The sequence below is a fragment of the Thermococcus cleftensis genome (genome assembly GCF_000265525.1).
GTDB classification, from domain to species: Archaea; Methanobacteriota_B; Thermococci; order Thermococcales; family Thermococcaceae; genus Thermococcus; species Thermococcus cleftensis.
Genome location: NC_018015.1, coordinates 1,794,506 through 1,819,423 on the forward strand (window position 1 = coordinate 1,794,506; position 24,918 = coordinate 1,819,423).

29 protein-coding genes and 1 riboswitch are annotated in these 24,918 nt (G+C 56.1%); of the genes, 13 read left to right on the forward strand and 16 right to left on the reverse strand.

The genetic code is table 11. The features are described from left to right. Window positions 1–12: 12 nt before the first annotated feature. The gene (locus CL1_RS09685) at window positions 13–1,335 is read right to left on the reverse strand and encodes a TldD/PmbA family protein (protein WP_014789705.1); all 1,323 of its coding nucleotides are present in this window, start codon (window positions 1,333–1,335) and stop codon (window positions 13–15) included. Between the two features lie 10 nt (window positions 1,336–1,345). Further along, window positions 1,346–2,764 (reverse strand): TldD/PmbA family protein, encoded by a 1,419-nt coding sequence (locus tag CL1_RS09690; RefSeq protein ID WP_014789706.1) that lies wholly within the window; start codon window positions 2,762–2,764, stop codon window positions 1,346–1,348. 126 nt (window positions 2,765–2,890) lie between these two features. On the opposite strand from CL1_RS09690, the gene CL1_RS10790 reads away from it, so the two are divergent. Then, window positions 2,891–3,109 carry a hypothetical protein gene (locus CL1_RS10790; RefSeq protein WP_048152255.1) on the forward strand — a complete coding sequence of 73 codons (219 nt, stop codon included), beginning with the start codon at window positions 2,891–2,893 and terminating at the stop codon, window positions 3,107–3,109. Between the two features lie 10 nt (window positions 3,110–3,119). Beyond that, window positions 3,120–3,386: a type II toxin-antitoxin system RelE family toxin gene (locus CL1_RS09700; protein WP_014789707.1), complete on the forward strand. Its 267-nt coding sequence runs from the start codon at window positions 3,120–3,122 to the stop codon at window positions 3,384–3,386. A gap of 1 nt (window position 3,387) precedes the next feature. Here CL1_RS09700 and CL1_RS09705 read toward each other — a convergent pair whose 3' ends face one another. The 6 genes from CL1_RS09705 to crcB all read right to left on the reverse strand — a co-directional run bounded on the left by CL1_RS09705 (window position 3,388) and on the right by crcB (window position 7,405). Beyond that, window positions 3,388–3,678, reverse strand: coding sequence for a MazG nucleotide pyrophosphohydrolase domain-containing protein (locus CL1_RS09705; RefSeq protein ID WP_048152258.1), 291 nt, complete (start codon window positions 3,676–3,678; stop codon window positions 3,388–3,390). 40 nt (window positions 3,679–3,718) lie between these two features. Next, window positions 3,719–4,399, reverse strand: a complete 681-nt coding sequence (locus tag CL1_RS09710; RefSeq protein ID WP_014789709.1) for an aspartate/glutamate racemase family protein — start codon at window positions 4,397–4,399, stop codon at window positions 3,719–3,721. A gap of 114 nt (window positions 4,400–4,513) precedes the next feature. Then, a complete protein-coding gene (locus CL1_RS09715) occupies window positions 4,514–5,320 on the reverse strand; it encodes a mechanosensitive ion channel family protein (protein ID WP_014789710.1) in 807 nt (268 codons plus the stop codon). Between the two features lie 58 nt (window positions 5,321–5,378). Further along, window positions 5,379–6,596, reverse strand: coding sequence for a bifunctional phosphopantothenoylcysteine decarboxylase/phosphopantothenate--cysteine ligase CoaBC (gene coaBC / locus CL1_RS09720; protein ID WP_014789711.1), 1,218 nt, complete (start codon window positions 6,594–6,596; stop codon window positions 5,379–5,381). 64 nt (window positions 6,597–6,660) lie between these two features. Continuing rightward, window positions 6,661–7,041 (reverse strand): DUF190 domain-containing protein, encoded by a 381-nt coding sequence (locus tag CL1_RS09725; RefSeq protein WP_014789712.1) that lies wholly within the window; start codon window positions 7,039–7,041, stop codon window positions 6,661–6,663. A gap of 4 nt (window positions 7,042–7,045) precedes the next feature. Next, window positions 7,046–7,405, reverse strand: a complete 360-nt coding sequence (gene crcB / locus CL1_RS09730; RefSeq protein WP_014789713.1) for a fluoride efflux transporter CrcB — start codon at window positions 7,403–7,405, stop codon at window positions 7,046–7,048. A 108-nt stretch (window positions 7,406–7,513) separates the two neighbouring features. Here crcB and CL1_RS09735 point away from each other — a divergent pair, with 108 nt between their 5' ends. Then, window positions 7,514–8,794, forward strand: coding sequence for a cation:proton antiporter (locus tag CL1_RS09735; protein ID WP_014789714.1), 1,281 nt, complete (start codon window positions 7,514–7,516; stop codon window positions 8,792–8,794). On the opposite strand, the gene CL1_RS09740 is transcribed toward CL1_RS09735, so the two are convergent. The 4 genes from CL1_RS09740 to CL1_RS09755 are packed head-to-tail and all read right to left on the reverse strand — an operon-like array spanning window position 8,772 to window position 11,070. Further along, window positions 8,772–9,215: a hypothetical protein gene (locus tag CL1_RS09740; protein WP_014789715.1), complete on the reverse strand. Its 444-nt coding sequence runs from the start codon at window positions 9,213–9,215 to the stop codon at window positions 8,772–8,774. The two genes, CL1_RS09735 and CL1_RS09740, sit on opposite strands and share 23 nt — an antisense overlap. Beyond that, window positions 9,212–9,514 (reverse strand): hypothetical protein, encoded by a 303-nt coding sequence (locus CL1_RS09745; protein WP_014789716.1) that lies wholly within the window; start codon window positions 9,512–9,514, stop codon window positions 9,212–9,214. Before CL1_RS09745 ends, CL1_RS09740 begins: the two co-directional genes overlap by 4 nt. Further along, window positions 9,505–10,194: a DUF6062 family protein gene (locus CL1_RS09750; protein ID WP_014789717.1), complete on the reverse strand. Its 690-nt coding sequence runs from the start codon at window positions 10,192–10,194 to the stop codon at window positions 9,505–9,507. The genes CL1_RS09745 and CL1_RS09750 overlap by 10 nt, the downstream gene beginning before the upstream one ends. 9 nt (window positions 10,195–10,203) lie before the next feature. Continuing rightward, window positions 10,204–11,070 (reverse strand): prenyltransferase/squalene oxidase repeat-containing protein, encoded by an 867-nt coding sequence (locus CL1_RS09755; RefSeq protein ID WP_014789718.1) that lies wholly within the window; start codon window positions 11,068–11,070, stop codon window positions 10,204–10,206. Window positions 11,071–11,093: 23 nt separating this feature from the next. Beyond that, a riboswitch (Fluoride riboswitch) is annotated at window positions 11,094–11,167 on the reverse strand. 95 nt (window positions 11,168–11,262) lie between these two features. On the opposite strand from CL1_RS09755, the gene CL1_RS09760 reads away from it, so the two are divergent. Both CL1_RS09760 and CL1_RS09765 read left to right on the forward strand, forming a co-directional pair. Continuing rightward, window positions 11,263–11,967 carry a zinc metalloprotease gene (locus CL1_RS09760; RefSeq protein ID WP_014789719.1) on the forward strand — a complete coding sequence of 235 codons (705 nt, stop codon included), beginning with the start codon at window positions 11,263–11,265 and terminating at the stop codon, window positions 11,965–11,967. A gap of 151 nt (window positions 11,968–12,118) precedes the next feature. Beyond that, a complete protein-coding gene (locus CL1_RS09765) occupies window positions 12,119–12,580 on the forward strand; it encodes a hypothetical protein (protein ID WP_014789720.1) in 462 nt (153 codons plus the stop codon). 46 nt (window positions 12,581–12,626) lie between these two features. On the opposite strand, the gene CL1_RS09770 is transcribed toward CL1_RS09765, so the two are convergent. Further along, window positions 12,627–13,088, reverse strand: a complete 462-nt coding sequence (locus CL1_RS09770; protein ID WP_014789721.1) for a peroxiredoxin — start codon at window positions 13,086–13,088, stop codon at window positions 12,627–12,629. A gap of 93 nt (window positions 13,089–13,181) precedes the next feature. Between CL1_RS09770 and pyk the strand changes: the two genes are divergently transcribed. From pyk to CL1_RS09790, 4 genes are all read left to right on the forward strand, one after another. After that, window positions 13,182–14,618, forward strand: a complete 1,437-nt coding sequence (gene pyk / locus CL1_RS09775; protein ID WP_014789722.1) for a pyruvate kinase — start codon at window positions 13,182–13,184, stop codon at window positions 14,616–14,618. Window positions 14,619–14,649: 31 nt separating this feature from the next. Further along, a complete protein-coding gene (locus CL1_RS09780) occupies window positions 14,650–14,844 on the forward strand; it encodes a hypothetical protein (RefSeq protein WP_014789723.1) in 195 nt (64 codons plus the stop codon). A 2-nt stretch (window positions 14,845–14,846) separates the two neighbouring features. After that, a complete protein-coding gene (locus CL1_RS09785; protein WP_014789724.1) occupies window positions 14,847–17,078 on the forward strand; it encodes an amino acid permease in 2,232 nt (743 codons plus the stop codon). Between the two features lie 79 nt (window positions 17,079–17,157). After that, entirely contained in the window at window positions 17,158–17,829 is a 672-nt protein-coding gene (locus tag CL1_RS09790) for an adenylate kinase (RefSeq protein ID WP_014789725.1), read from the forward strand. Here the strand turns inward: CL1_RS09790 and CL1_RS09795 are convergent. Further along, on the reverse strand, window positions 17,795–18,541 hold the full coding sequence (locus CL1_RS09795) for a hypothetical protein (RefSeq protein ID WP_014789726.1): 747 nt from the start codon (window positions 18,539–18,541) through the stop codon (window positions 17,795–17,797). The genes CL1_RS09790 and CL1_RS09795 overlap by 35 nt on opposite strands. A 71-nt stretch (window positions 18,542–18,612) precedes the next feature. On the opposite strand from CL1_RS09795, the gene CL1_RS09800 reads away from it, so the two are divergent. The 3 genes from CL1_RS09800 to CL1_RS09810 are packed head-to-tail and all read left to right on the forward strand — an operon-like array spanning window position 18,613 to window position 19,867. Further along, window positions 18,613–18,894, forward strand: a complete 282-nt coding sequence (locus CL1_RS09800) for a ubiquitin-like small modifier protein 1 (protein WP_014789727.1) — start codon at window positions 18,613–18,615, stop codon at window positions 18,892–18,894. Further along, window positions 18,894–19,175, forward strand: coding sequence for an MTH1187 family thiamine-binding protein (locus tag CL1_RS09805; RefSeq protein ID WP_014789728.1), 282 nt, complete (start codon window positions 18,894–18,896; stop codon window positions 19,173–19,175). The genes CL1_RS09800 and CL1_RS09805 overlap by 1 nt, the downstream gene beginning before the upstream one ends. Next, window positions 19,175–19,867: a class I SAM-dependent methyltransferase gene (locus tag CL1_RS09810; RefSeq protein ID WP_014789729.1), complete on the forward strand. Its 693-nt coding sequence runs from the start codon at window positions 19,175–19,177 to the stop codon at window positions 19,865–19,867. Before CL1_RS09805 ends, CL1_RS09810 begins: the two co-directional genes overlap by 1 nt. Here the strand turns inward: CL1_RS09810 and CL1_RS09815 are convergent. Both CL1_RS09815 and glmS read right to left on the reverse strand, forming a co-directional pair. Continuing rightward, complete coding sequence (locus CL1_RS09815) at window positions 19,851–22,733, reverse strand: STT3 domain-containing protein (RefSeq protein WP_014789730.1); 2,883 nt, start codon at window positions 22,731–22,733, stop codon at window positions 19,851–19,853. The genes CL1_RS09810 and CL1_RS09815 overlap by 17 nt on opposite strands. A gap of 10 nt (window positions 22,734–22,743) precedes the next feature. Continuing rightward, window positions 22,744–24,552 (reverse strand): glutamine--fructose-6-phosphate transaminase (isomerizing), encoded by a 1,809-nt coding sequence (gene glmS, locus CL1_RS09820; RefSeq protein WP_014789731.1) that lies wholly within the window; start codon window positions 24,550–24,552, stop codon window positions 22,744–22,746. A 154-nt stretch (window positions 24,553–24,706) separates the two neighbouring features. Here glmS and CL1_RS09825 point away from each other — a divergent pair, with 154 nt between their 5' ends. Further along, on the forward strand, window positions 24,707–24,898 hold the full coding sequence (locus CL1_RS09825) for a PCNA-inhibitor (RefSeq protein WP_014789732.1): 192 nt from the start codon (window positions 24,707–24,709) through the stop codon (window positions 24,896–24,898). The last annotated feature ends 20 nt before the right edge of the window (window positions 24,899–24,918 follow it).

Genomic DNA, 24,918 nt, shown 5'->3' on the forward strand with positions numbered 1-24,918 from the left:
AAAAAGAAAGACTCACTTCGTTGCCCTCGTTATGCCGACGTCTTCAACGAGAACGTAGGGCGTCGAAACCGGCGTGCTGACCTCCCACCAGTGGATGTGGTGGCTCTCCTTTCCGAGGGCCTTGATTCCTTCAAGGATCCTCTGGAGGTTGTCGCTCACGCGGATGTTCCTTATCGGCCTCAGCTCGCCGTTCTCAATGAGGAAGATGCCATCGCGCGGTATCGTGGAAAAGTCCCCGGTTACGTAGTTCTGGAAGCGGGTGTACCAGACGTTGGTGATGTATATGCCCCTTTTAACCTCGCTGAAGAGTTCGGCCTTCGAGTAGTCCCCAGGCTCAAGGACGATGTTCCAGGCGTGGGGCATTATTAAGCCTGCGTTGGCAGTAGTTTCCGTTCCGTACTTCCTTGCCAGGCTCGTGTTGAGCAGGAAAGTCTTGAAGGTTCCCTTCTCGATTATCGTCGTTTCCCTCGTAGGCACTCCTTCGTCGTCGAACTTCCTGCTTCCATAGCCGTTGGGCATGTTTCCGACGTCTTTAATGGTGACTATTTCGCTCGCGACCTTCTGACCGAGCTTGTTCACCAGGAAGGAGAAGCCCGCCTCCGCGGCGTAGGCTGAGGTCATGAAGCTCATGTAGCTCAGCAGGTTTGCAAAGGCCAGCGGGTCAAAGATGACGTCGAACCTTCCCTCAGGCCCCTGGACGGGGTCTCTGGCCATGTGAGCTATCTCCCCCGCCTTTCTGCCCGCGCTCTCGGGGTCAAATCTCTTGAGGACGCGAGCCGAGTTCGTCCCGTGGCCGCTCTCAAGGTCGCCCACGAAAGCCCTAACGCTTATCTCTATCCCCGTGCCCTCGTCGAAAGCTTCCACTCCGTTGCTCGTGGTCAGGTAAACCCTGTCATGGTCGGTGTAGAGAACACCGGCGACGCGTTTGGCCCCTTCGCTCAGGGCGGTGTTTATGGCGGTTTCAACGTAGTCGTTCGGCTCGTCCAGCTCGACTATGGCCCTATCGAAGGTCTCAGGGATGTTCCTGTACTCAAAGGGCCCCTCGGCGATGCCGTAGTAGTCCTCCTTCGGGGCCATTCCCTTCATGTTCGCTAGCAGGGTTTTCAAAGTCCGCTCTATGTTCTCTTCGCTCAGCTCGGTTATGGTGGTGCTCGCTATTCTCTTCTCAAGCTCAACGAAGAGCTCCACCTTCCTCTCGTGCCAGTTCTTGGCGACGGTTATCTCGTTGTTGGCGAAGCGCACCTGCCTGCGGTCGGTCTCATAACCCAGAACCACGACGTCACCGAAGCCCAGCTCCTCCGCCTTCTTCAGTATGAACTCGTTAAGCTCAAACATCTCCCCCACCTCACGGCCTCCTGAGAGGTACCTCGCGAAGCCTCGCGTGCGCTCCACCCATCCAGACCGGGACGCCTTGGCCGGGTTCACCCTTTCCACAGGTTCCGGGGTAGAACTCGACCTCCTTGCCAACGGCATCGACGCTGCTCCACAAAGCTCTGGTGGTTATCTCGAGGATCGGCCTCCTGACCGGGTGCTTCAGCTCGCCGTTCTCGATTAGGTAGGCCTCCCTTCCGATGTACCTCTGCTGGTAACGCCTGTCGTCGATGTTCCACTCGTTGAAGGACACCATGTAAACGCCGAGCTTGACGTCCTCGATCAGCTCCTCGAAGGAGTAATCACCGGGCGCGAGGTAGGTGTTGGCCATTCTCACAATCGGCTCGCGGTTGTAGTTTATCGCCCTCGCGGAGGCGTTGGAGCGCTGGCCGAGCTTGTAGGCATATTCCCTGTTGGTGAGGAACTCGGTGATGATTCCGTCCCTGATGAGATATCTTGGCCTCGCCTTCACCCCTTCGTCGTCGTAGAGGTAGAAGCCCCAGCTGTTCGGTATCGTCGGGTCGTCTATGACCGTGACGACCTCGCTTCCAATCCTCTCGCCGAGCATGTTCGGCTTGACGAAGCTCTCTCCCGCCTGAGCGGCTTCCCTTCCGAATATCCTGTCGGCCTCGTAGGGATGGCCAACGCTCTCGTGGACGGCTATGCCCGCCACTTCGGGGCTTATGACCAGGTCGATCTTCCCCTCCGGGGGCCTCTTCCCCTCGTAGATGAGCCTCTTTAGTGCCTGAGCGTCCTTGACGGCCCACTTCCACGGCTCGTCCCTCTCGATGAGCTCCAATCCCCCGGAGAATGCCCTCTGGACGAAGGGGGCCTGCTCCATCTGGCCGTTCTCAAAGACGACGAGGTTGTAGGTCACCGAAACGCGCGGGATTTTGCTCTTCACGTAGGCCCCTTCGCTGGTCAGTATCTCCTTTTTCCAGAGCTGGTCAGAGTACATGAGGTAGCGCATGGGCACGTTCACGCCGGTGGCTTTGACTTCCTCCTCGATTTTCTTCAAAAGCTCGAGCTTCTCCTCCGGCGAAACGTCGCGGAAGTCCTTCTTCATCTTGACCTTGTAGGAAACGCGGTGGAAGTCCTCATCGGAAAAACGAATCGGCTTGTTCCTTACCTTCGATGCCGCCCGGGCCAGCTTGACGGCCTTCCTGACTGCTTCGCTCACGCTCTCCCTCGTGAGGACGTTTGTACTGGCGAAGCCCATTCCCCCATCGACGAGAACCCTTACACCGATTCCCCTGTCCGCGAGTACTTGAAGGCCTTCGGGGTTGCCGTTCTTTATCGCCAGAGAGGTGCCGTTCTTCTCCTCGAACCTCGCCTCCGCGTAGGAAGCGCCGAGTTCGAGGGCCTTCTCAACCGCGAACTCCAAAACGTCCATGCACATCACCTCGGTTTACTGCATAGAATAGTGCGTTCGAAAGTATAAAAGTCTTTTCGTTAAGATGGCGGTCGAAAAGCACGTAAGGTTTAAGTTTGTGGGAGCTTAGATAAGTCCGGTGGGATTATGGGTGAGAGTGTGAACATTTCCCTGATACTTCGGGACATTCAGCTCATGCGCAGAAAACTGGACGAGATAGAGAAGGAGCTCCTCAAGCTGAAAATGGAAGAGCTGGACGAGGAGGAGCTCGGCGATGAAGAGCTTGAGGAGCTTGAAAATCTCTCCAGGGAGACCCTGGAAAATGGAATACCCTGGGAAGAGGCAAAGAAAGAGCTCGGCCTCTGAGGTGCGTTGAATGACATACCAAGTTCTTCTTCACAGAAATGTCGTGAAAAATTTAAAAGATGCCCCCGAGGGCGTAAAGAAAAAGTTTGGTGAGCTGATTGAAGAGCTTAGGTTCAACCCAATACCCTCCGAGAAGTTTGACATCAAGAAGATTAAGGGGAGAAAGAACACATTTAGAGTCCGTTTGGGTGAATACAGAGTAATTTATGAACTTCGACGAAAGGAGCTTCTTATTCTTATCGTTAAATTTGGAAAGCGGGAAAACGTATACAGGTAGTTCACTTCTCCTCGCACTCGCACGGCTTCTTTCCGCAGTAGGGGCAGACTCCCGGATACTTCTTCTTGGCCGCCTCTTCCAAATCTACTCCAAGCAGATTGGCTAAACTCGCGAGCCAGGCCAGAACATCGGCGAATTCCTCCTCCATCGCCTCCCTGTCCTTCTTCCTTATCGCCTCGCTCAGCTCGCCGACCTCCTCAACGAACCAGAGGAATGTTCTCTCCACTCCCCTCTTTGAATCCTTGTGGAAGTAAATCTCCCTGATCATCTCCTGGAATTCCCGTATCTCCACTTTCCCCACCGGGAGGAAGGGGAAGAAAAGGGCTTAAAAATCACTCGCTCGCCACTTCGATGAGCTTCCTCATGTGGATCTCGACGGTGTCGAAGACCTCGGCCTTTACATCGCCCCGCTTCACTATCAGCGGGAGCTCGGTGCAGCCGAGGATGACGCCTTCAATGCCTTCCTTTTCTATGTAGTTGTTTATCAGCCCAATCACCCAGTCCCTGCTGGTGAAGTCCTCGAACATCAGCTCCTCGGTGATTATCCTGTTCAGCTCGTCCATCTCCTCTTCACTCGGCGTCACGACCTCAAAACCGGCCTCGCGGAGTGCGTTCTTGTAGAAGTCGGCCGTCATTGTCGTCTTCGTTCCGAGGAGGAGAACCCTTCTAACGCCCCTCCGCTTCATCTCCTCGATGAGGGCATCTATTATGCTCACCATCGGGACGTTAATCGTTCTCTGAACGTCGGGAAAGACTATGTGGGGAGTGTTGGCCGAGAGCGATATTATCTCCGCCCCCGCCCTCTCAAGGGCCTTCGCTGCGTTGATGAGTATCTCCTTTCTCCCCTCCCAGCCGTTCGGGTTGTGAATGAACTCCTTGAAGTTTATCGAGTAGATTATCAGCTCGGGAAAGACGTAGGGCTCGAACTTTTCGCGGCTTATCTCCAGGTATTTCTTGTAGTAATAACACGTGGCCTCGGGGCTTGTTCCGCCTATTATTCCTATTTTCTTCATGAGAATCACCGGAGAACATAGCGCCGGGAAGAATATGAACCTTTTGGTTTAAAACTAAAGGTTAAAGGGGGCGAGGTTTTACAAAGGGTAGAAAATTCGTCCGGAGTTCGAAAATCATTCGTTCCTCAGGTGGACGTCGAGCTGCGGGAACGGTATCTCTATGCCCTCCCTGGTGTAGAGTTCGTAGATACCCTTGGTGAGGTCTCCCTTGACGTCCCAGTAGTCGTCCGTCTTCGCCCAGGCCCTCAGCTGGAGGTTTATCGATGAGTCCGCGAGGGCGGTTATCACGACGCTCGGCTCGGGGTCATCGAGGACCTTGGGGTGGCCCTTCATCAGATCCATGGCCAGCTTTATTGCCCTGTCGAGGTCCGTGCCGTAGGCAACGCCTATGTCCACATCGACCCTCCTCGTCGGCATCCTCGTGTAGTTCACTATTATGCTGCCCCAGACCAGCTTGTTGGGTATGGTTATGACCCTGTTGTCCGGGGTCATCAGCTCGGTGCTCATCAGGCCGATTCCGCTGACCTTCCCAACCTGGCCCGAGACCTCGACGACCTCACCGAGGTCTATCGGCCTGAGGGCCGCTATCCACACGCCCGCTGCGAGGTTGGTGAGGGTATCCTGCAGGCCGAAGCCCAGTATCAGGCCTATCACAGCCGACAGGCCGAGTATCAGCGGGGAAACCGAGATGCCAACGGCCCCAAGGGCCACTATTATAACGACCACGTAGAGCAGTATGGCCAGGAACCTACCGAGGAACTCGACGACGAGCGGCGGGAGCTTGGTCTTTCTCAGGCTCCTCTTGAGGAGCGATACAAGGATCTTCGCCACCAGATAGCCGACGAGGAGTATTATCAGCGCTGACACCAGCTGGAACGGTGTCACCCCTATGTACGGCAGGGGCTCATCGAAGGCAACCATACCATCACCTCGAATGGTTTTAGGAAAATTGGTTAAGGAGGTAAAAAAGGTTTTTCATTCATCGGCTAAGAATTGAAGTTATTTCGTCCCAGAGCCTTTCTGCCAGCTCCCTCTTGCCCATCCGGGGGAGTTTCCTCACGGAATCGCGGGTGACCAGCAGAACCTCGTTCTCGTCGCTCCCGAAGGCTTTGAGGGTGTTGGCCACGACCAGATCGCTCCCGGCCCTCTCAATCTGCTTCCTCGCGGCCTCTACAAGCTCCTCCTCGCTGAGACCCGTCTCGGCCTTGAACCCGACGAGGAAAACGCCCGGCTGAAGCTCCTTGACGCGGTCGATTATCTTCGGCGTCGGCTCGAGTTCAAGGGTTAGCTCTTTGCCACTCTTTATCTTGCTCTTCGCCTTATCTTTGACCCTAAAGTCGCTGACAGCCGCCGCCAGGACGACGATGTCATATTTCTTTGCTTTCAGCTCACTCTCTATCGCTTGAAGCATCTCTTCAACGGTCTCAACCTCGATCTGGTTTTCCACGAAGCTGGGGACGCTCCCCTTTGTCCTTATCAGCGTTACCTCCGCCCCCCTGAAGTCGGCCTCTTCTGCTATAGCAACACCCATCTTCCCGGAACTCGCGTTGGTTATGTAGCGGATCGGGTCTATGTACTCCCTCGTCGCTCCCGCTGTAACGAGAACGCGCTTCCCCTCGAGACTCTTGGGGTGGAGCTTTCTGATGACGCGGTAAACTATCTCGTCTATCGAAGCTACCTTTGCCTTGCCCTCCTCGAAGCGGGGCCCTATGAACTCGACGCCAAGCCTCTTGAGCTTCTCGATGTTCTCCACGACTATCGGGTGCTCGTACATTGTGGAGTGCATCGCTGGGGCTATCATTATCGGCGTGTGGGCAAAAGCGGTGGTTACAACGGTTGTAACGGGTGTATCGTCTATGCCGCAGGCGATTTTGCCAATGGTGTTAGCGGTTGCCGGACAGACGAGAATCAGGTCCGCCTTGTTCTCATGCTCTCCAGCGAGTTCAACGTGCTCTATGAAGCCTGTAATTTCGGTAACGACTGGATTGCCGGTGGCGAACTCCATCGCATAGGGGTGAACTATTTTGGTCGCGTTCTCGCTCATAACGGCGTGAACCTCTGCCCCATGTCGAATAAGCTCCCTGGCGAGTTTTACACATTCAACCGCTGCTATGCTGCCTGGGATTGCAAGAACGATTTTTTTGCCAACGAGCTTTCTGCTTTTCGTGGCATAGATAAGCTTAACGTGATGGAGCATTTCAACACCCCCAGAAGAGGATCTGGCTATGGTCATATATATTTATTGGGAAGCGCGGAGGAACTCATAGCTCCCTTACGGCGTCTTCCTCGAACCGCTTCACTTCCTCCTTGGTTCCGACCCACACGACTATGGTGGGCTCGACGGTTATCATGCCGTCCTTTATCATAGGCTTTATCTCGCCTATCGCGTTCTCTATCTTGTAGCCCCTGTCCACAACCTCTATTATTATGGGGAGGTCGGTTGAGAGCCTCATAACGTCTGCGGAGTGAACGCGACTCTTTTTACCAAACCCATAGATGCCCCGGTAAACCGTGGCCCCGGCTATTCCCATGTCGTGGAGTTTTTCCACTATCGCCTTGTAGAGTGGCTTTCCGTCAAAGCGGTCGTTCTCACCTATGTAGATGCGAAGGCGGAGGGTGTTCCAGTGCTCGACTTCGACCATTCAATCACCTCCGGGCCAGCAGGAAGCCCGCGAAGACTAGGGTGATAGTGATTATAACGTTTGCCGCCACGTTCAGGCCGGCCAGGAGGTACTCCTTCTCGCGGAGGAGAGAGAAGGTCTCGTAGGAGAAGGTTGAAAACGTGCTCAGGGCACCACAGAAGCCCGTCCCGAGGAAGAGCCTCCACTCCGGGGTGACGTCAATGCCCCAGAAGAGCAGTCCGTAGAGGTAGCCAAGGATCAAGCTGGCTATGCTGTTCACCATGAGGGTTCCGACCGGGAAGTCCCTGTAAACTGGCAACAGACCGGAGATGTAGAACCTTGCCAGCGCACCGAGGGCGCCGCCCAGCATTATTGCAGTGATCATTCGAGGGTTCACTGTGTATCCCTCTTCTCCCTAGCGGGAGCGCTACTTAAGGTTTTGGGTTTTCAATACCCTTAAATAGATGGAAGCCCCTTTATTCGTGTGTTGGATATGCCGGTGGTTCCGGGCTTCGGGCTGGGGATAGAGGCGATAGCGCTGGCGTCACTCGTGGTTCTTCTCTCGGGCATACTGGCGATGCTCATCAGCAGGAAGACGAAGTTTCCCTACACTCCCCTTCTCGTCCTCCTCGGCGTTCTCGTGGGGCCCGTCCTCAGTCTCATTCTCCCTCACACCGCCAGGGTGCTCTTCTACTACGTCCGCGCCTTCGGTCTCTTTCTGGTTCTCTTCGCGGCGGGGTTTGACCTCAAGCTCCACGTTCTCAGGCGGCACAAGCTCGTCATAACACTCCTCGATACGGCCGGCCTTCTTGGGACTGCACTCCTCGCCGGATGGTTCTTCTCGTGGGTCTTCCACGTTCCCCTCTCGGTCGGCTTTCTCTTCGGGGCCATCGTCTCTGGAACGGACCCCGCGACCCTTATACCCCTCTTCAGGGAGCACGAGGTTCCCGAGGACGTCGAGACGATAATAATCTCCGAGTCGATATTCAACGGCCCCCTTGCGATAATCCTCACGATGGTGGCGCTCTTCCTGGTTGTTCCAGAGGTTCCGGGCTACGCTCCCATCGGGCCCGTTCTGGAGGGTGCGGGGCTGTACTGGGCGGCCGTGGCCTACTTCCTCTACCAGATATTCGTCTCGGCGGCCATTGGAGCGGCCATAGCCTACATGGCGTACCAGGCCATAGTGAAGCTTGGCCTCTACAGAAGCCCCTACACCCAGATACTCGGTCTGGCGATGGCCTTCGGGGGCTACGTTGTCGGGGAGTTCCTGGGGGCATCGGGCTTCCTCGTCGTTACCGTCATAGGCCTCATTCTTGGAAACCACCGCGAGTTCTTCAGGAAGGAAAGCAGCAAGGTGGACGATGCGGTGGAGAGGAACATGGAGTTCAACGACGTCCTCTCGACATTCTCGGTCATATTCATCTTCGTGCTCCTCGGTGCAAGCCTCGACCTCACCGGCCTGGAGTGGAAAACGATAGTGGTATCGCTCCTCGTGGCCCTCTTCGTCATCTTCGTCGCCAGGCCGCTGGCTTCCCTCGTCATCCTGCCCTTCACCGGCCTCAGGAGGTACCTCTTTATATCCCTGGAGGGCCCGAAGGGTGCCGTTGCCGCGAGCATGGCCATACTGCCCGTCGTCCTCGGGAGGGTCTACGGCAGCCCTGAGCTCGTTGAATGGGGGGAGCTGATACTGAGCGCCGGGCTGATGACGGTTCTGCTCTCAATGTTGCTGGAATCCGCGTGGGTTTCTCCCCTCAGGGAGAAACTGCTGGGTTAGTCTTTTCCCCAAAGTTGAGGTAGTAGTGTATCTTCTTTTCGACCTCACCGTAGTCCCTCTCCGGAAGTCCCAGCCGCTCACGGAGTCTCCTGTTCTCGGCAATCATGGCTGAGAGCTGTATCGCCAGGTTCTGGTTGTTCAGTGCGATGTAGTATGAGCGGAACTTCAGGGGGGACCATTTGTCCTCCAGTTCGTAGAGCTCTTTTTCGAGCCGGGATATTTCCTCTTTGAGCCTTTCAAACGTTTCCTCGTTGGCGTTGGGGTCGTCCTCCAGGTAGCCGTGAAGAAGCACTATCCTGATCGCCTCTTCAACCCGGAATCCATAGCGTTCACAGAGCTCCTTGATTCGCTCCATAATTTCGTCCGGAATCCTGAACGTTACCCTTCGCCAGCCCTTCTTTGGCCGTACCGTGAGTTTCATCTTTTTCTGCCCTCCAGCCCTGCCCTGAGCCGTTTATTTTCCTCACTGAGCTCCTTCCGAAACGCCATCAGGAACCTCTTGTCCAGCTTGGCCATTTCTTCAAACTCGATCAGCTCTTCGTAGTTTGCCTTCATCTCGATGAGCCTCTTCTTGACCCTTTCCCTCTGCTCGATGAGAAAACGTAGCTTTAGAACCCTCAGGGTTCTCTCAAGGCCCTCCAGGTTCCGAAACCTGGCCTCTATCTCCCTCCGGTTCTTCCTTATCTCCTTTAGCCCGTCGTCCGTGACCTCTATCTCCACGGGAAGCCCCTCCGACCTTTTCCTTTCCCCCTCTTTCTAACCGTTACTCCAGTTTCGAGACCCTTCAGAGCTTCTATCGCAAGGGGCAGTGATGATATCTCCTCTTTCGTGGGTTTCTCCCTGGCACGGTAGTCGAATTTATCTATGAATGACCCGAGGCGCTTCTCCAGAACCCGTAGCTTTTCCAGCTGGAGGCTTTCAAGCATCCTGGCCGCCTGGGGGTTCGTCCGCTGGAGGATTGACACCAGCATCTCATAGTGTCTCCTGCACAGTATGGATTCGGAGTTCCGGTACTCCGGGAGAAGCTCCTCAATCCTCTCCGCAAAAGCTTCCACAGTGCTGGTCTCTTTCTCCTCCACCAGCCGGCAGAGGAAGCATTCCCCCTCCTCGGGGGTACGGCCCCTTTCCAGTGATGCCACGTACTCGGAGAGAACGTCCCGGTAGATGATGGCCACGCCCAGGGGTCCGAGGAGGGGGTCGGAGTAGGCCTCCCTGAGGGTCTTCCATGCGTGATGGGTGCAGAGGCCGAGGCTCTCCTTGAACTTCTCCCTCACCCCCGGGTCGTTCACGTGTTCGTAGAGGATCGTCTCTATCCCAGACTCCTCGTATTTGCGAAGTATTCTACAGACGGGACAGCCGTCTCCCATCGCATCTCGGAGATACATGCCAATGAGGTCCATTCACACCACTCAGAGGTAGCGCTTCATGAAATCCAGCACGGCCAGGGCCCTGTACGTGTTCTGGAAGTTCGAAATGCCCAGTTCCAGAGAGCGTCTGAAGCCGCCGTTGGGATTCTGCAGCTGGCGTATGAACCAGATGTGCCTCCTCGGACAGCCTGGGGTTTCACCCTGAAGTTCCAGCCCCCTGGCCGCGTAGAACGTCGGCTCAAGGTACGGGGGCAGGCTGTAGGGGACCTCGGTGAAACCGCCCCAATCACCGCAGAGCTCGCAGTTCCTGAAGTGAGGACTCTTGGGTGGCCTGTAGCCGAGGGCCCGGAGTGTGTGGATTGCCTGGTAGGTCATCGTCGTCGTTGGCCCCTTAACGCCGTACCCGTTGCCGTTTCTGAACCTCATGACGAAGGTTCTTATGGCGTCCCTCTCATCGGCGCTGAACCCGTAGCCTATGGCCTTAAACGCCTTGACCACCCAGTAGGTTGCCTCCAGCGGTGTTGCCGTTCCGAACTCCTCACTTCCGCCGAGACCGACGGCAAATTTGCCTTCCAGCGGGTTGTACTTGGTAAAAACGATGTCAATGTGCTCCATCGCAACGTCCGCCGCCCCCAACATGGCCAGCCCTTCAAAGGCCATTGCTATCGCCACCACAGCGGTCTGGGGCTGTATTGCCCTTTCCAGGAACTCCACCGTCCTTTCTTTCTCGGGAATCTCAAGGCCGAGGAGGTCGTAAATTTTGATGGCATAGTACGTGTCATTGACGTTGGTATCGTCCAGAACGCTGACGAAGCAGTAGCCACCGTCCTCATGGCGTCTTTCCTCTATGTACCTGATGAGCGAATCAGCGTTAATGAATCGTCCAATTTCATAAAGCTTCGAGCCCATTCCACCGCCTCCTGAAGTTTTGACGGAGAACAGGCGTCATCAGCCCTCTCGGGCGGTTCGGCTCGAAGCCCGGGCGGACGCCATCGCCCGTAAGACCCTCCAGAGGGTGATTAAAAACTTTTGTGGTGCAATCGGCTAATCACCTAAAAACTTAATAAGCTGGAGCGGGATTTTTTAACCCGTGATGAAATCATGGAGTTCATAGCCTTCACCTACGTGGGGAACTTCATAAGCGAGGGGCTGATAAAGGAAGTCGTCTTTGACGTGTTTGATGAGGCTAACCGGTTTTTTGACGAGAACGACGTCCCTCTGAGGTTCCTCTACGTGGGAAAGCTCAGGCTCGAGCCGGGTTATCTAATTGACATATACACCCAGGAGGGGAAGATCCGCGCCTATCCCTTGGAGGCCCTCGTTGATGTGCTCCACGCCAAGCTCCTCCATGAAATAGAAGAGAGGCCGGACATCAAGATGGACAAGATATTTGCCCTTACCACGTTTCCCCTGGTTTCCCGCAATCCGTATTTCGACTTCTACGAGCGGTTCCTTGGTATCCACGAGACGAGGCTGGGCCTTCGAATAATGGTGCTTTCGATGAAGCCATTCGAACCCCCCGAGCTTTCGGTGTTGCTGAGGGAGCTGGCTGGAGAAAACCCTGCCAATGGCTCTAAGGAACGCCTGAGGGCTTCGCTGGAGCTGTTTAAGGCGAGGCTTCTCAAGGGGGTCCTCCACGAGATCGGCCACGGTTTCGGTCTGGAGCACTGCAACAACGACTGCGTTATGAACTCTCCCTCCAGCATCGAGGAGTGGGACTCCCGCCTCCCAGGGTACTGTGATTCCTGCTTCATCAGGCTCAAACGAGCCGTGGAGTGGTCCGGCTTTGATCCCCAGCAGGAATGAAGCTCTTCTGAACTGACGGAAGGCTGTTCGGCCATTCTGGTCATTACTTCACTCCAGGGAATGCCGCGGCTCCGGCAATGTCACGACCGCAAAGTTTATAAAGAATCGCACATATGTAATATTACAATTACACATGCAGGGGTGATGTGACATGAAGAAGTTGCTGGCCGGATTGATGGCTTTGGCCGTGTTCGGCCTCGCGTTCGGGGCCGTTGCGGCTTATCAGGGCGTTCCGGGGCCGAACCCGGAGGTTGAGAGGACTACCACCCCCATGGCGTATGCCAAGGGCTACGGGCAGGGACAGGGTGGCATGATGGCGGGAGAAGGGACTCCATACATGGGGCTTGGAGTTAGAGCATCAAACCTCACCGAGACGAGCATCGACCCGGCAGAGGTTCAGGACTACCTGGCCCAGCTCAGCGTTGAGGAGTTCACCAACCCCCGCGGAGTAACCGTCCAGAAGCTCGTTTACGGGGACGACTACGTTGGCAAGATCGTCGGCGACTACGACCTGAGCGAGCTGGACGTTTACGCCGCCTATGAAACCCTCAACGGTGTCAAGGTCTTCTTGGCCTACGAGGGAAGCATAGTGGGCTTCGTCCTTATCAAGTGAGCCAGTGCCCTCTCCTTTTTGATTTTTTGGCCCCTTCAGGTCATTTCTAAGGGCTTCCCACGAGCTTTTTGGCCTCCTCAAGAACCTTTGCCGCGTGGCCCTTCGCCCTGACGTTGATTTTCTTCCAGACTATTTCTCCATTCGGGTCGAATATGAACGTGCTCCTTATCACGCCCTCGTACTCCTTTCCATACCGCTTCTTCCTGCCCCAGGCCCCCAGGGCCTTTATCAGCCCTGCATCTGGGTCGCTCAGGAGCTTGACCTTTAGTCCGTGCTTCTCCTTGAACTTTCGGTGGCTCTCGACGGAATCCTTCGAGACGCCTATCACCTGAAAGCCCAGCTCCTCGAACTCCGGGAGGAGTTCTGTGAACTCCTTGGCCTCGGTCGTGCAGCCCGGAGTGTTGTCGCGCGGGTAGACGTAGAGGACAGTCCATTTTCCGGCCAGGACGTCTTTGAGGACTACCTCGCTCCCGTCCTCGTCAAGAACCTTGCTCTCGAGAGGGTTCATACCATCACCAGAGTAATTAGGGCGCCCTAACTCTTAAACCTTTTGGCAAAGGTTATTAGGGAGGCCGGAAATTTCGAATTTAGGTGAAAGGACATGAGGCTACCCTCCCACAAGACGAAGATCATAGCAACGATAGGGCCTGCTTCGCTGAAGAGGAGCACGCTTGAGGCCATGATAAAGTCCGGAATGAGCGTGGCGCGCATAAACTTCGCCCACGGTGACCTTGAGCAGCACGCGAAGACCGTTGAGCTTATCAGGGAGGTCTCCGAGAAGCTCAACCGGCCCGTTGCCATTCTTGGCGACCTGCCAGGTGTTAAAATACGCGTCGGGGAAATCGCTGGGGGTTCGGTTACCCTTCGCCGCTGGCAGACGGTGACGCTGACGACGAGGGACGTGGTTGGAAACGAGGGCGTGATACCGGTCCAGTTCAAGGATTTTCCGAAGATGGTGTCCAAGGGCGACGTTATCTACCTGAGCGACGGTTTCATAGCACTGAGGGTTGAGGAAGTCAGGGGACAGGACGTCGTCTGCAAGGTTCTGGTTGGCGGGCCGCTTTTCTCCCACAAAGGGATAAACGTTCCCAGGGCTAGAATGGCGATTGACGCCGTGACCGAGAAGGATCTCGAGTTCATCAAGTTCGCGCTGGAGCACGGCATAGACGCCATCGGGATAAGCTTCGTCGGATCGGCTTACGATGTCCTCAAGGTGAGGCGCTTCGTTGAGGAGAACAACGGCAGGCTCTTCATAATCGCCAAGATAGAGCGACCCGACGCGGTGAGGAACTTCGATGATATCCTGTGCGCGGCGGACGGGATAATGATAGCCAGGGGAGATTTGGGGGTGGAAATGCCGATAGAAAAGCTGCCGGTCCTTCAGAAGAAGCTCATTCACAAGGCCAACGTCGCCGGAAAGCCGGTCATAACAGCCACCCAGATGCTGGAGAGCATGACGGAAGAGAAGCTGCCGACGAGGGCAGAGGTCACCGACGTGGCCAACGCGATCCTTGATGGTACCGATGCGGTGATGCTGTCCGAGGAGACCGCCGTCGGTAAGTACCCGGTAGACGCTGTCAGAATGATGGCCAGAATAGCCAAGACGACCGAGGCCTACCGCGACTCCCAGTGGGCCTCGAGGATAGTGGACTGGAAGATGAACGAGTGGAAGGGAAGGGTGCCGAAGAAGGGAACCATCAAGGATACAATAGCGAGGAGCATAATAGAGGCCCTTAACTCCCTCGACATAAAGTACATTCTCACACCCACCAGGACAGGGGAGACCGCCAGGCTCATCTCGCGCTTCAAGCCGAAGCAGTGGGTCCTGGCCTTTGCCACCGACGAGCACGTTGCAAGGAATCTGATGTTCTCCTACGGCGTCTATCCCTTCGTCGTCGAGGAGACCAGCGAGGAGGAAATACTCCGCCTGATAAGCGGCCTTGGCTTGGTCAAGGAGAACGACATAGTCCTGCTCACCAAGGGGACGCCGATAGGAAAGACGGCCGGAACCAACACCATAAGGATTTTTAGTGTTTGACTTTCCCTCTCTTGTTCAGGGGTGCATAAAGATGGATCCCAACCAGGTAGCGGGTATGGCTGTGATCTTTGGCGCTTACAGCCTGATGCTCTACCTCCTCTACAGGTCGAACAAAATCATAGCCGAGATAAAAAGAAGGAGGCTCGTGGAGAAGCGTAGGTATGCAAAGAAGAAGATAGCCCATGTTCTTGAGGTCCACAGGGCAACAAGGCACAGGAGGCAGTAAAAATGGAAAATGGAGAACGTGTTGAGCTGTCGAGGGGTCTGTCATTAACCCACCTCATGATGATGGGAATGGGCATGATGATCGGGGCCGGTGTCTTCGTTGCCACTGGAATAGCGATAGGCTTCGCCGGTCCCGGCGGAATACTCGTTGCATTCGCTCTCAACGGTCTCATCGCTTTCTTCTCGGCCATGTCATTCGCGGAACTTGCCTCCGCACTTCCCACAGCTGGAGGGGCTTACACCTACATAGACGAGGCTTTCAAAGGTCTAATCGGCTTCATCTCCGGCTGGATGAACTGGTTCGCCCTGACCGTGGCCGGCAGTTTGTATGCGATAACCTTCGCCACCTACACTGTCTTCCTTCTTGAGGGGACGAGCTGGTTCACCAACCTCAACCTGGAGCACGAGCTGGTGATAAAGCTCCTCGCACTGGCCATAGCACTGGTTTTCGTGGCAATAAACTACATAGGCGTCTCCGAGACGGGGAGCATAGAGAACCTCATAACCCTTGGCCAGATGGGAACGCTGGCCTTCATAGGGCTGTTCTCGATATACTACATCTTCGTCCACCCGGAGAAGCTGGCCCACTTCAACGACTTCGTCCCCAACGGCTGGGACAAGGTGCTTATGGCGATGGGCTTCACCTACGTCGGCTTTGAGGGCTACGAGGTGATAGCCCATGCTGGAGAGGAGGCAGTTAACCCAAAGGAGACCGTCCCGAAGGCCATACTCTACTCCGTCGTTGCGGTAACTGCCACGTACATACTCTTCGCCTTCGCGGCCATAGTCGGCGCCGAACCCGGAAACGTGCCCCTAACCGAGTGGTTTGCCGAGCTTGGCCCCGTCGGAATGGGTGAGGCCATAAAGGACCTTATGCCCTACGGCGGCCTGCTCATAACCCTCGCGGCGATATTCTCCTCAACCTCGGCACTTAACGCCACCATATACTCCTCCACGAGGGTCCTCTTCGCGATAAGCAGGGACGGAAGACTGCCGTCTTTCTTCTCCCGCATACACCCCGTCAGGAGGGTTCCTCACTACGCCCTCTTTGCCTCGTCACTCATAATTCTCAGCGTGGCTCTCATCTTCCCGATAGAGGACGTCGCCGCGAGCGCCGACATAGTGTTCCTCCTCATCTTCCTGCTCGTGAACGCGGCGGTGATAAGGATAAGGAACGAGCGCGGGGACGAGCTTGACTACGGTTTCCAGATGCCCTACTTCCCCTACATACCCCTGCTGGCGATACTCTTCCAGGCGGTGCTCTCGCTCTGGGTCTTCAACGTCAGCCCGACCGCTTGGGCAATAACCCTCACCTGGGTGGCCATAGGTCTGATCGTTTACAAGTCTTACAGGGGCGCGAGGGTGGAGCGTTTCAAGTCCGAGCGCGAAAAGGTTTTCGAGGAGGAGGTCGAGGCGGGAGCGAGGTATAGAATCGTTGTAGCCGTCTCAAACGAGAGGACCGCCCCGGTGCTGGTGCGCTACGCAGAGAGGATAGCCAAACAGGTGAACGGAGAGCTTTTCGTGATCAGCGTCGTGACCGTTCCAGAGCAGACGCCGCTGGAGGAAGCCAGGCAGTTCGCGGACGGGGCTAGAAAAGTCCTCAGGGTGGCCAGAGAGAGCGTTTCCGGCGACGTGAGGGTCGAGGGAATAATCTACTACTCCCACAGCGTGTACAGAGGTATAATGAGCGCCGTCCGGGACAAGAGGGCGGACCTGCTAATACTCGGCTGGGAGGGCAGGTCGAGGTGGAGCAAGTACGTCCTTGGAAGCAACCTGGACAGAATCGTCCGCGACGCCCCGTGCAACGTCATCGTGATAAAGCCGGGGGAAACGGAGCGGAAGGAGAAAGTTGAGAGGATTCTCTTCCCAACACGTGGAGGCAGGAACGCCTCAAAGGCGGCCGAACTCGTTGGCCTGCTGGCTGAATCGTACGGTGCTAATGTTACGGTGCTGACGGTGAGTGAGGCAAAGATGAATCTCGACGCGGTACTTCAGAGGATTCCCAACGCCCGGCTTGAGGTGCGCGGCGGGAACGTCATTGAGGGGATCCTCAGGGAATGCCAAAAACACGACCTCCTAATAATGGGAGCCACACGGGAACCGCTGTTCCGGAGGCTCATCTTCGGGGAGGTTCCCGAAAAGGTCGCGTCGAAGTGCCGGAAGACGGTTCTCCTCGTGAAGATAAACAGGGGCATAAGGGCGAGGATAAACAGGCTCGTTGGAAGAAGGGAGTAGCCCCTCTCCTTTTCTACCCTATAGCCGTTTGAACCACAACCCTTTATAGCCGCCTGCCGTAGTTCCTCCGGGGGTTGCCATGAACGTCCTGATCTTCGGTCCGCCCGGAAGCGGCAAGTCCACCCACTCGAGGACGATAACGGAGCGCTACGGTCTTACCTACGTCTCCTCCGGGGACTTGATAAGGGCAGAGATAGAGAGGGGAAGCGAGCTGGGGAGGGAGCTTGAGGAGTACCTGGCAAGGGGAGAACTCATACCCGACACGGTCATCAATACCCTGATAATCTCAAGGCTCAGGAGGCACAGGAGGAACTTCCTCATAGACGGCTACCCCAGGACGCCCGCCCAGGTGCTCGCCCTCGAGGAGTACCTTTACGACCACGGAATGACCTTGGACGTTGCGATGGAGATATTCATAACGAAGGAGGAGAGCGTGGAGCGCATAGCAGGGAGGAGGGTATGCCCGCGGTGCGGTGCGGTTTACCACGTGAAGTACAACCCTCCAAGGGTGCCGGGAAAGTGCGACCTCTGCGGTGCGGAACTGGTTCGGCGCGAAGACGACCGGCCCGAGGTAGTGGAGAGAAGGTACGACCTTTACTTGAAGAACATGGAACCGATAATCAAGTTCTACAAAAGGCAGGGGATATACGTCAGAATCGACGGCCACGACGGCATTCCCCAGGTGTGGGAGCGCATAAGGCCCCTCCTCGACTACATCAGCTCCCGCGAGTCTTTCCGAGGGCGCTCATAAGTTCCCTTACTTCCTCCATCTCGGCCAGTTCTTCGGCCTCCCTCTCAATCTTGTCTATTCGCCCCATCACGGTTCCGACGGCCCTGTCCTCGGGATCGAGAACTCTAGCTTCTACCCTTATGTAGTCGGCGTTCAGGGTTCTCAGGTAGGAGGAGGCCTTGTACTCCAGCTCCCGGGCGAGGGCTTCCTTGTCCGCCTGGGAGGTCTGCTCAGGGAGCAGGAGGGTAACTGTGAGCTTCGGCCTCCCGTCGGAGGGCATGCTGAGCACCAGCGTCTGGAACTTCACCCTCTTGTCCTTCAGGTATATCGTAAGCCCCTTTCCGAGGCGCTCTATGGTTCTCCTGATGTCATCGGGGCAGTTGATGATGAGCCTCCCTCCTTCCTTCTTCGTCTCCGCGGCAGCCTCGACAACTCTGAACCCGACCACCTGAAACCTCGCCTCGTAGAGCCTTCCAAAGGTTTTCGTGGCGTCCTCAGCCAGCTTTTCAAGGAGGCCGGAGAGGATTGAGTCCAGCTCCGCCGGCAGAAAAGTTTCGGGCTTCCGGACCTCGAAGATGAAGGCTACCCGTATCGTCCTGTCCACGGGCTTCACGCCGGCCTTCATATCAACCAGCTCCACGCCCAGCGCTTCCAGGGCGTCCTTTATGGGGCCGGCGAAGAGCTTGTCGATCACGGGGTAGTACTCGGGAGGTTCAACCGTCAGGGTGACCATGGGATCATCTCTACCACCACTACGGCGAAATCACTTTAAGGGTTTCCATCAAGATCCCTTCGGTGAACCTAATGAAAGTGAAGTTTTACGCGACCTTCCGGGAGATGGTCGGGAGGAAGGAGGTTGAGGTTCACGGCGTCAAAACGGTCGGGGAGCTAATAGACTACCTCGCCGAGCACTACAGCCCCGACATCAAGAGGGAACTCCTGGAAACTCCCCGCGTCGGCCCAAACAAGCCCATCGATGGAATGATACTCGTGAACGGCCACAACGTGCTCCACCTGAAGGGGCTCGACACCGAGCTTAAGGAGGAAGACGAGGTCCACATATTCCCGCCCGCCGGTGGTGGCTGATGGCGGTCGCGGAGCTCTGCCTCTTTCCCCTGGGGACGGAAAGCCCGAGCGTTGGGGAGTATCTCAAGCCGGTCCTCAAAGTAATTGAAGACAGCGGCCTCAAGTACCAGCTTTGCCCGATGGGAACGGTCGTCGAGGGGCCGGTGGAGGAGATACTCGAGCTGGTCAAGCTCTGCCACGAGGCCATACTTAAAGCGGGCGCGAAACGCGTCGTCATAAGCCTTAGAATAGACGACAGGACGGACAAGGAGCTCACCATCGAGGGCAAGGTGAGGATCTGATGGAGTACTTCGATAAAATAGCGGGCAGGTACGACGAATGGTACAGAACGAAAACCGGCAGATACGTGGACAGAACTGAGAAGTGGCTGATTTTCTCCATGATGGAAACCAGAGGAGGCAAAGCCCTCGACCTCGGCTGTGGGACGGGCAACTACACGCTTGAGTTGAAGAAGAGGGGCTTCGACGTCATAGGCCTCGATGCAAGCGAGGGAATGCTCAGAATAGCCCGCTCCAAGGGGCTAAACTGTATCATGGGAGATGCCTACTCCCTCCCCTTCCCCGACGAGAGCTTCGACCTCGTGCTGAGCGTTACGATGTTCGAGTTCATTCACGAGCCCGAGAGGGTTCTGGCTGAGATCCACCGCGTCCTCAGGCCGGGGGGAGAGGTCATCATCGGGACGATGAACGGGAGGAGCCTGTGGTTCCTCCTCAAGCGCCTCAAGAGCATCTTTACCGAGACCGCCTATCGCTACGCCCGCTTCTACACGCCGGGCGAGCTTGAAGGCCTTCTCAGAAAAGCCGGCTTTATCGGTGTTGAGAGCGCTGGGATTATCTTCTTCCCCTCCTTCTGGCCCTTCATCGGCCTTGCGGAGAAGGTTGATAAGAAATGTTACAAAAAGTGCAAGAGTTTGGGAGCGTTCGTGGCTGTAAAGGGGAGAAAGGGGGCTGAAGCAATCAGCCCTCCCAGATGACGTACTCCTTCTTTGCAATGAATATTGGCTCCACGCGCTTCTTGACTATGACGACCTTGTCCTTCCCGTACTCCTGGTAGAGCTTCTCGATGTACGCGTCGAAAACATCGGACGGCATCGATGCCCGTGCGGTTATCACGTTGTCCCCTTCCCTGACGCTTAGCTCCTTGACCGGAACGTAGGTGATGATGTCCTGGTGGGGCACGAGGTAGAAGTTGTCGCTCTCGATGTCCTTGCCGTTGGGGGCGACGTAGTAGACGATGCTCGCCCTCAAGGTAAGCGTTACGTCGTCGTAGTCCTTTCTGAATGCCGCCTTAAGCTCGAGCTGGCCGCTCTGGCCTTCCTCGAGTATGTAGCTCGGGTTCGCGGTTCTGCCGTCCACCCTCGGCTCGCCGTTGAGCACTCCAACGGGGCCGTCCTGAATGAGGACGAAGCGGTAGCTGGTGGCGTTCGGCACGAAGAGGCTGACCTCCACGGGGGTCTCGTTGAGGTGGTTCACGTTGAGGTTCTCGGCCAGCACCTCCCTCTTGATGAGCTCGGTGCCGTTGTAGGCCTCGAACACCAGGGTCGCGTCCTTGACGTCCCTGCCGAAGGCTGAAATCCAGAGTCTGAGCCTCTGCTCTCCGAGCGGGAGCTTTCCTCCTCCCATCGTGCTGTAGAAGGCCTTCCAGGTGCCGTTCTCAAACCTGTCAATCCTGTAGACCGCGAACGGTCTGAACTCGTAGGTCGAGACGCCCCCGTCGTTGTGGACCGGCTTGAAGTTGGCGAAGAGCTTTTGCGCGTCCCACGGCTCGAAGGAGTAGGGAATGTGGAACGCCAGCCTGACGAAGTTGCTGAAGGCTATCTTGTGGTACGCCAGAAGGCCGTAGTTGCCGAAGAGGTAGAGGACGTACGGAATGTCCCCCCTGCCCTGGATAACCTGTCCTCTGGCAAGGTCCACGGTCATTACCGGCTGCCTGTCGCCCTCGGCCGTCTTGAGGTAGACGACCGTCTTCCCGCTCTCGTTGGCGTACTTGACGTACTGCATCGGCACGAGCTGGAACATCGGGACGTGGCCGTACTCGTAGTAGTCTATCGCACCGCCGAGGTAGCTTATGGCGTTGAACTTGTAGATGTCCTGCTGCCAGACGATGAGGTAGTTAAGTTCCCATGCCTCGAAGTCCTGCTCGCTCTCGTTGCCGTAGTGGGAGAAGAAATCTGCCAGCAGGTAGCGCCTGTCGTAGGCGTGACCACCGTCGGTCGAGGAGCGGCGGTTGCTGAGGAGACTCGACTCAATCCAGTAGCCGTAGTCCCACCAGCTGGTGGCGCTGTCGAGGGGGTGGCTGTTCTCCTTAAGCCAGGTGAGGGTGTTCACCCAGTCAGCCGGGACGGAACCCTGGGCCTTGGCGGTGTTAGTGGCCAGGGTCTTGCTGTACTGGGCGCCCATCACCGGGAGTGGGAGGAAGAGTAGTATCAGCAGGACGGCGTATAGTGCTTTGGTGGTCAGGCTCTCCTTCATGTTCTCCACGAAGAGGAAGACCTCGCCTATCGCTATGCCCGCCAGCAGGAGTATGGCTCCCGAAGCCTGGAAGACGAAACGGACTGCTAGTGCCAGTAGGACTACTGAACTAATGTAATAAGACACGAGGAAGGCATTTTTATAGCTGGAGACGTTTCCTTTCCGGAGGTTGTTGATGAATTTGACTAGTACTACTAGGAACCCAACGATCGATAAGATGAACAGTAACATATCCTTGCTCTTTATGCTGTAATATGCCTTGATAGTGTTTATATCTGTCCTTGCCAGCTCTGCGACGGTTTGATAGAGGGGAGTGGATTGATACGCACCCCTTATTAATGCTGAAATATTGAGTAGACCCAGCAATCCTGCAAATATAACAAGTACCCCTCCGGATATTAGGAGTGCTCCGAGACGGTGCTCTAGTCTTGAGTAATCAAAATGCAAAAAGCGCTTTAGCCCTATGAGTAGCCCTGCATAAATTAAAACTGCAAATAGCCCCATTAGTCCAAATGGCCTTTTGAGAAGAAATGTTCCGATGCCGATAAAGCCGGTTCTGGCAATAATGATGCCTAAGACTATAGCAAGTCCCTGTATTGGTACGAATTCCTTGATGAACTTTATTGTAAACTTCTCGAGCCCAGCGATAAATGCTACTGTTACAGTAAGGAACGCAAATGCAAGCAGTATCTCAATACCGAATACACTACCCGTCCATACTCCCATGTATAGGACGCTCGTGACCAGGAACATCACCGCGCTGAGCACCTTCTTCCAGTTCCACTCCTTCTCGTCGAGGTACACCAGCAGGAAGAGCACCGCGTAGAGGAAGAACATCATGAAGGGCCCTTCACCACGGTTGTTGCCGGACATAGTCTTGGTGAAGCTGGCGTAGGAGAACATCATGAAGGCCGATGCCCAGATTCCGGCCCAGTCAGAGTGGAGCTTCCTGCCGAGGAGATACACCGCTAGTACTGTCATCGCTCCCACGAAAGGCGGCCAGACCTTGAAGGCCTGGAGCTCGGTGTAGCCAAATAGCGCGTGGGTTACCTTGTAGAACACCGCCTGGACTGTGTAGAGGCCCAGGTAGCCGGTGGCTTTTATTCCTGCGGGCGGATCAGCGTAGGCGAAATACTGGGGAATCCACTCGGTTATGGCCTGCTTGTACATCTCATAGTGGAAAAACGTGTCCGGGTCGAGGAAGGTCTTGTAGTTGGAGGTTATGTTCCTCAGCTTGAAGCCGAGGTAGGCAAGCAGGAGCGCCAGGAGCGGGAGGCCGTAGGCCTTAAAAAGGGAGTAGTACCTGGAGAGGGAAGTTTCCTCTCCCTTCTTTTTCTTGCGCTTCTCCTTAACGTCGGTCTTCACCATTGGAATCACCTCATTCAACGGTAACGGATTTCGCCAGGTTCCTCGGCTTGTCGGGGTCGTTGCCCCTCAACACCGCCAGGTGATAAGCTAAAAGCTGGAGTGGAACAGCGTAAACTATCGGGGTCAGCAGCTCGTCCATCGGGGGCATCTGGACGAGAACGTCTGAGACCCTGCCCAGTTCTTCCCTGTCCCCGAGGCCTATTATGAAGGCTCCCCTGGCCCTTGACTCCTCTATGTTGCCGAGCATCTTCTCGAAGGTTTTCCCGCTCGGGGCTATCGCGACGACCGGAACGCCCTCCTCGAGGAGCGCGAGGGGGCCGTGCTTCAGCTCGCCGGCGCTCAGCCCTTCCGCGTGAATGTAGCTTATCTCCTTGAGCTTTAGCGCCCCCTCGAGGGCGGTCGGCACGCTCACTCCTCTGCCTATGTAGAAGAAGTCGCTCTTTCCGGCCAGACCCTCGGCCAGCTCCCTTAGGGAGGCGTCGTGCTTCAGAACTTCCTCCATAAGCTCCGGGACCCTGCTCAGGCCATCTACAAGGGAGCTGAGGTATCCATCGTCCGCGGTTCCAAGAACCCTCGCGAGCTCTATCGCGAGCATCGTCAGAACAGCCAGCTGGGTGGTGTAGGTCTTGGTCGCGGCGACGCCTATTTCAGGCCCCGCGTGGGTGTAGAGCGTTAAGTCAGCTATCCTCGTCGCCATGCTTCCGACGACGTTAACTATCGCGAGCACCTTGGCGCCCTTTCTCTTGGCCAGCTTCATCGCCGCGAGCGTATCAGCGGTTTCCCCGCTCTGGGTTATTGCTATCACCAAGGTGTCCTCGTCTATGACGTTCTCGAACTCATAGCGGAACTCGCTGGCGTCCTCGACTATCGGAACCCTGTTTGCCAGCCTCTGGAAGAGGTACTTGCCAACCAAGCCAGCGTGGTAGGAGGTGCCCATGGCGACGATGAAGACCTTCTCGTACCTCGCTATCTCCTCGGCGGCCTTTCTTACAGCATCGACGTTGCCGTGCATCGCGTCCCTAACTGCCCTCGGCTGCTCGTATATCTCCTTGAGCATGAAGTGCGGATAGCCGGCCTTCTCAGCCATTTCAAGGGTCCATTCCACCTCCCGGACTTCCTTCTCAACGGGTTCGCCCGTTTCGAGCTTCTTAACCACCCAGGAGTCCCGGGTTATGACCGCGTACTCCATGTCGTCGAGGAAAACGACTTTGTTTGTGTACTCGAGGAAGGCCGGAACGTCGCTGGCCGCGAAGGTCTCCCCCTTCCCTATCCCCAGCACGAGCGGACTCTCGTTCCTGACGAAGTACAGCCTGTCCGGCTCATCGGCGTATATTATTCCCAGGGCGAAGGAACCCTTGAGCCTGAGGAGAGCCTTCCGCATGGCCTCTTCAAATGTCTCGCTGGATTTGAGCTCCTCCTCTATGAGGTGGGCTATTGTTTCGGTGTCGGTGTCGCTCCTGAAAGAGTGGCCCCTCTCGAGGAGGTAGTCCCTTATCTCGGAGAAGTTCTCAATGATACCGTTGTGAACGAGCGCTATCTTCCCGGTGCAGTCCGTATGGGGGTGAGCGTTAATGTCATTGGGAACGCCGTGCGTCGCCCAGCGGGTGTGGCCGATACCCCTCCTGCCGGGCATTTCGAGGAATCCCAACTTCCCGGTAAGCTCGTCGATCTTCCCGGCGCCCTTCCTTATGAACAGCTTTCCTCCGTCCTCGGTCACGATTCCAGCCGAGTCGTAGCCCCTGTACTCCAGCCTCTTCAGCCCCTTGACTATTACCTCGCACGCTGGCCTGTCACCAACGTAGCCTATTATTCCACACACGGCAACCACCCGCTGCTTTACTCTCTTCCCTGATAAACCGCCGGGAGTTAAAAGCCTTTCTCAGACGCGGTTCCGGCGTTAATATAACCTTTGGTTCAACCGTCGATTGGGAAAAGCCTTTATATCCCACTGACTATCCCGGTGGGGTGGACCGATGGACAGAAAGCTCGACGAGTTCCTGGCTGGAGCGCCGAGAGCTACCAAAACGGCCGGGGTGAAGAGGAAGAAGAAACGCCTCAAATCGACGAGCCTCGACTCTTTTCTGCCGGAGGAACACGTGGACTACTTCAAACAGCTAAGGATAGGTTCCAAAAAGATACGGAACGCCAGGATAGAGGAGCTCTGACCTCCTCCCCGCCCTAAAGG

What these genes read in the sequence shown, in the direction of transcription:
- CL1_RS09685 (WP_014789705.1), bottom strand. Translation starts at nt 1,335, where the DNA reads ATGTTTGAGCTTAACGAGTTCATACTGAAGAAGGCGGAGGAGCTGGGC.
- CL1_RS09690 (WP_014789706.1), bottom strand. Translation starts at nt 2,764, where the DNA reads ATGGACGTTTTGGAGTTCGCGGTTGAGAAGGCCCTCGAACTCGGCGCT.
- CL1_RS10790 (WP_048152255.1), top strand. Translation starts at nt 2,891, where the DNA reads ATGGGTGAGAGTGTGAACATTTCCCTGATACTTCGGGACATTCAGCTC.
- CL1_RS09700 (WP_014789707.1), top strand. Translation starts at nt 3,120, where the DNA reads ATGACATACCAAGTTCTTCTTCACAGAAATGTCGTGAAAAATTTAAAA.
- CL1_RS09710 (WP_014789709.1), bottom strand. Translation starts at nt 4,399, where the DNA reads ATGAAGAAAATAGGAATAATAGGCGGAACAAGCCCCGAGGCCACGTGT.
- CL1_RS09715 (WP_014789710.1), bottom strand. Translation starts at nt 5,320, where the DNA reads ATGGTTGCCTTCGATGAGCCCCTGCCGTACATAGGGGTGACACCGTTC.
- coaBC (WP_014789711.1), bottom strand. Translation starts at nt 6,596, where the DNA reads ATGCTCCATCACGTTAAGCTTATCTATGCCACGAAAAGCAGAAAGCTC.
- CL1_RS09725 (WP_014789712.1), bottom strand. Translation starts at nt 7,041, where the DNA reads ATGGTCGAAGTCGAGCACTGGAACACCCTCCGCCTTCGCATCTACATA.
- crcB (WP_014789713.1), bottom strand. Translation starts at nt 7,405, where the DNA reads ATGATCACTGCAATAATGCTGGGCGGCGCCCTCGGTGCGCTGGCAAGG.
- CL1_RS09735 (WP_014789714.1), top strand. Translation starts at nt 7,514, where the DNA reads ATGCCGGTGGTTCCGGGCTTCGGGCTGGGGATAGAGGCGATAGCGCTG.
- CL1_RS09740 (WP_014789715.1), bottom strand. Translation starts at nt 9,215, where the DNA reads ATGAAACTCACGGTACGGCCAAAGAAGGGCTGGCGAAGGGTAACGTTC.
- CL1_RS09750 (WP_014789717.1), bottom strand. Translation starts at nt 10,194, where the DNA reads ATGGACCTCATTGGCATGTATCTCCGAGATGCGATGGGAGACGGCTGT.
- CL1_RS09755 (WP_014789718.1), bottom strand. Translation starts at nt 11,070, where the DNA reads ATGGGCTCGAAGCTTTATGAAATTGGACGATTCATTAACGCTGATTCG.
- CL1_RS09760 (WP_014789719.1), top strand. Translation starts at nt 11,263, where the DNA reads ATGGAGTTCATAGCCTTCACCTACGTGGGGAACTTCATAAGCGAGGGG.
- CL1_RS09765 (WP_014789720.1), top strand. Translation starts at nt 12,119, where the DNA reads ATGAAGAAGTTGCTGGCCGGATTGATGGCTTTGGCCGTGTTCGGCCTC.
- CL1_RS09770 (WP_014789721.1), bottom strand. Translation starts at nt 13,088, where the DNA reads ATGAACCCTCTCGAGAGCAAGGTTCTTGACGAGGACGGGAGCGAGGTA.
- pyk (WP_014789722.1), top strand. Translation starts at nt 13,182, where the DNA reads ATGAGGCTACCCTCCCACAAGACGAAGATCATAGCAACGATAGGGCCT.
- CL1_RS09780 (WP_014789723.1), top strand. Translation starts at nt 14,650, where the DNA reads ATGGATCCCAACCAGGTAGCGGGTATGGCTGTGATCTTTGGCGCTTAC.
- CL1_RS09785 (WP_014789724.1), top strand. Translation starts at nt 14,847, where the DNA reads ATGGAAAATGGAGAACGTGTTGAGCTGTCGAGGGGTCTGTCATTAACC.
- CL1_RS09790 (WP_014789725.1), top strand. Translation starts at nt 17,158, where the DNA reads ATGAACGTCCTGATCTTCGGTCCGCCCGGAAGCGGCAAGTCCACCCAC.
- CL1_RS09795 (WP_014789726.1), bottom strand. Translation starts at nt 18,541, where the DNA reads ATGGTCACCCTGACGGTTGAACCTCCCGAGTACTACCCCGTGATCGAC.
- CL1_RS09800 (WP_014789727.1), top strand. Translation starts at nt 18,613, where the DNA reads ATGAAAGTGAAGTTTTACGCGACCTTCCGGGAGATGGTCGGGAGGAAG.
- CL1_RS09805 (WP_014789728.1), top strand. Translation starts at nt 18,894, where the DNA reads ATGGCGGTCGCGGAGCTCTGCCTCTTTCCCCTGGGGACGGAAAGCCCG.
- CL1_RS09810 (WP_014789729.1), top strand. Translation starts at nt 19,175, where the DNA reads ATGGAGTACTTCGATAAAATAGCGGGCAGGTACGACGAATGGTACAGA.
- CL1_RS09815 (WP_014789730.1), bottom strand. Translation starts at nt 22,733, where the DNA reads ATGGTGAAGACCGACGTTAAGGAGAAGCGCAAGAAAAAGAAGGGAGAG.
- CL1_RS09825 (WP_014789732.1), top strand. Translation starts at nt 24,707, where the DNA reads ATGGACAGAAAGCTCGACGAGTTCCTGGCTGGAGCGCCGAGAGCTACC.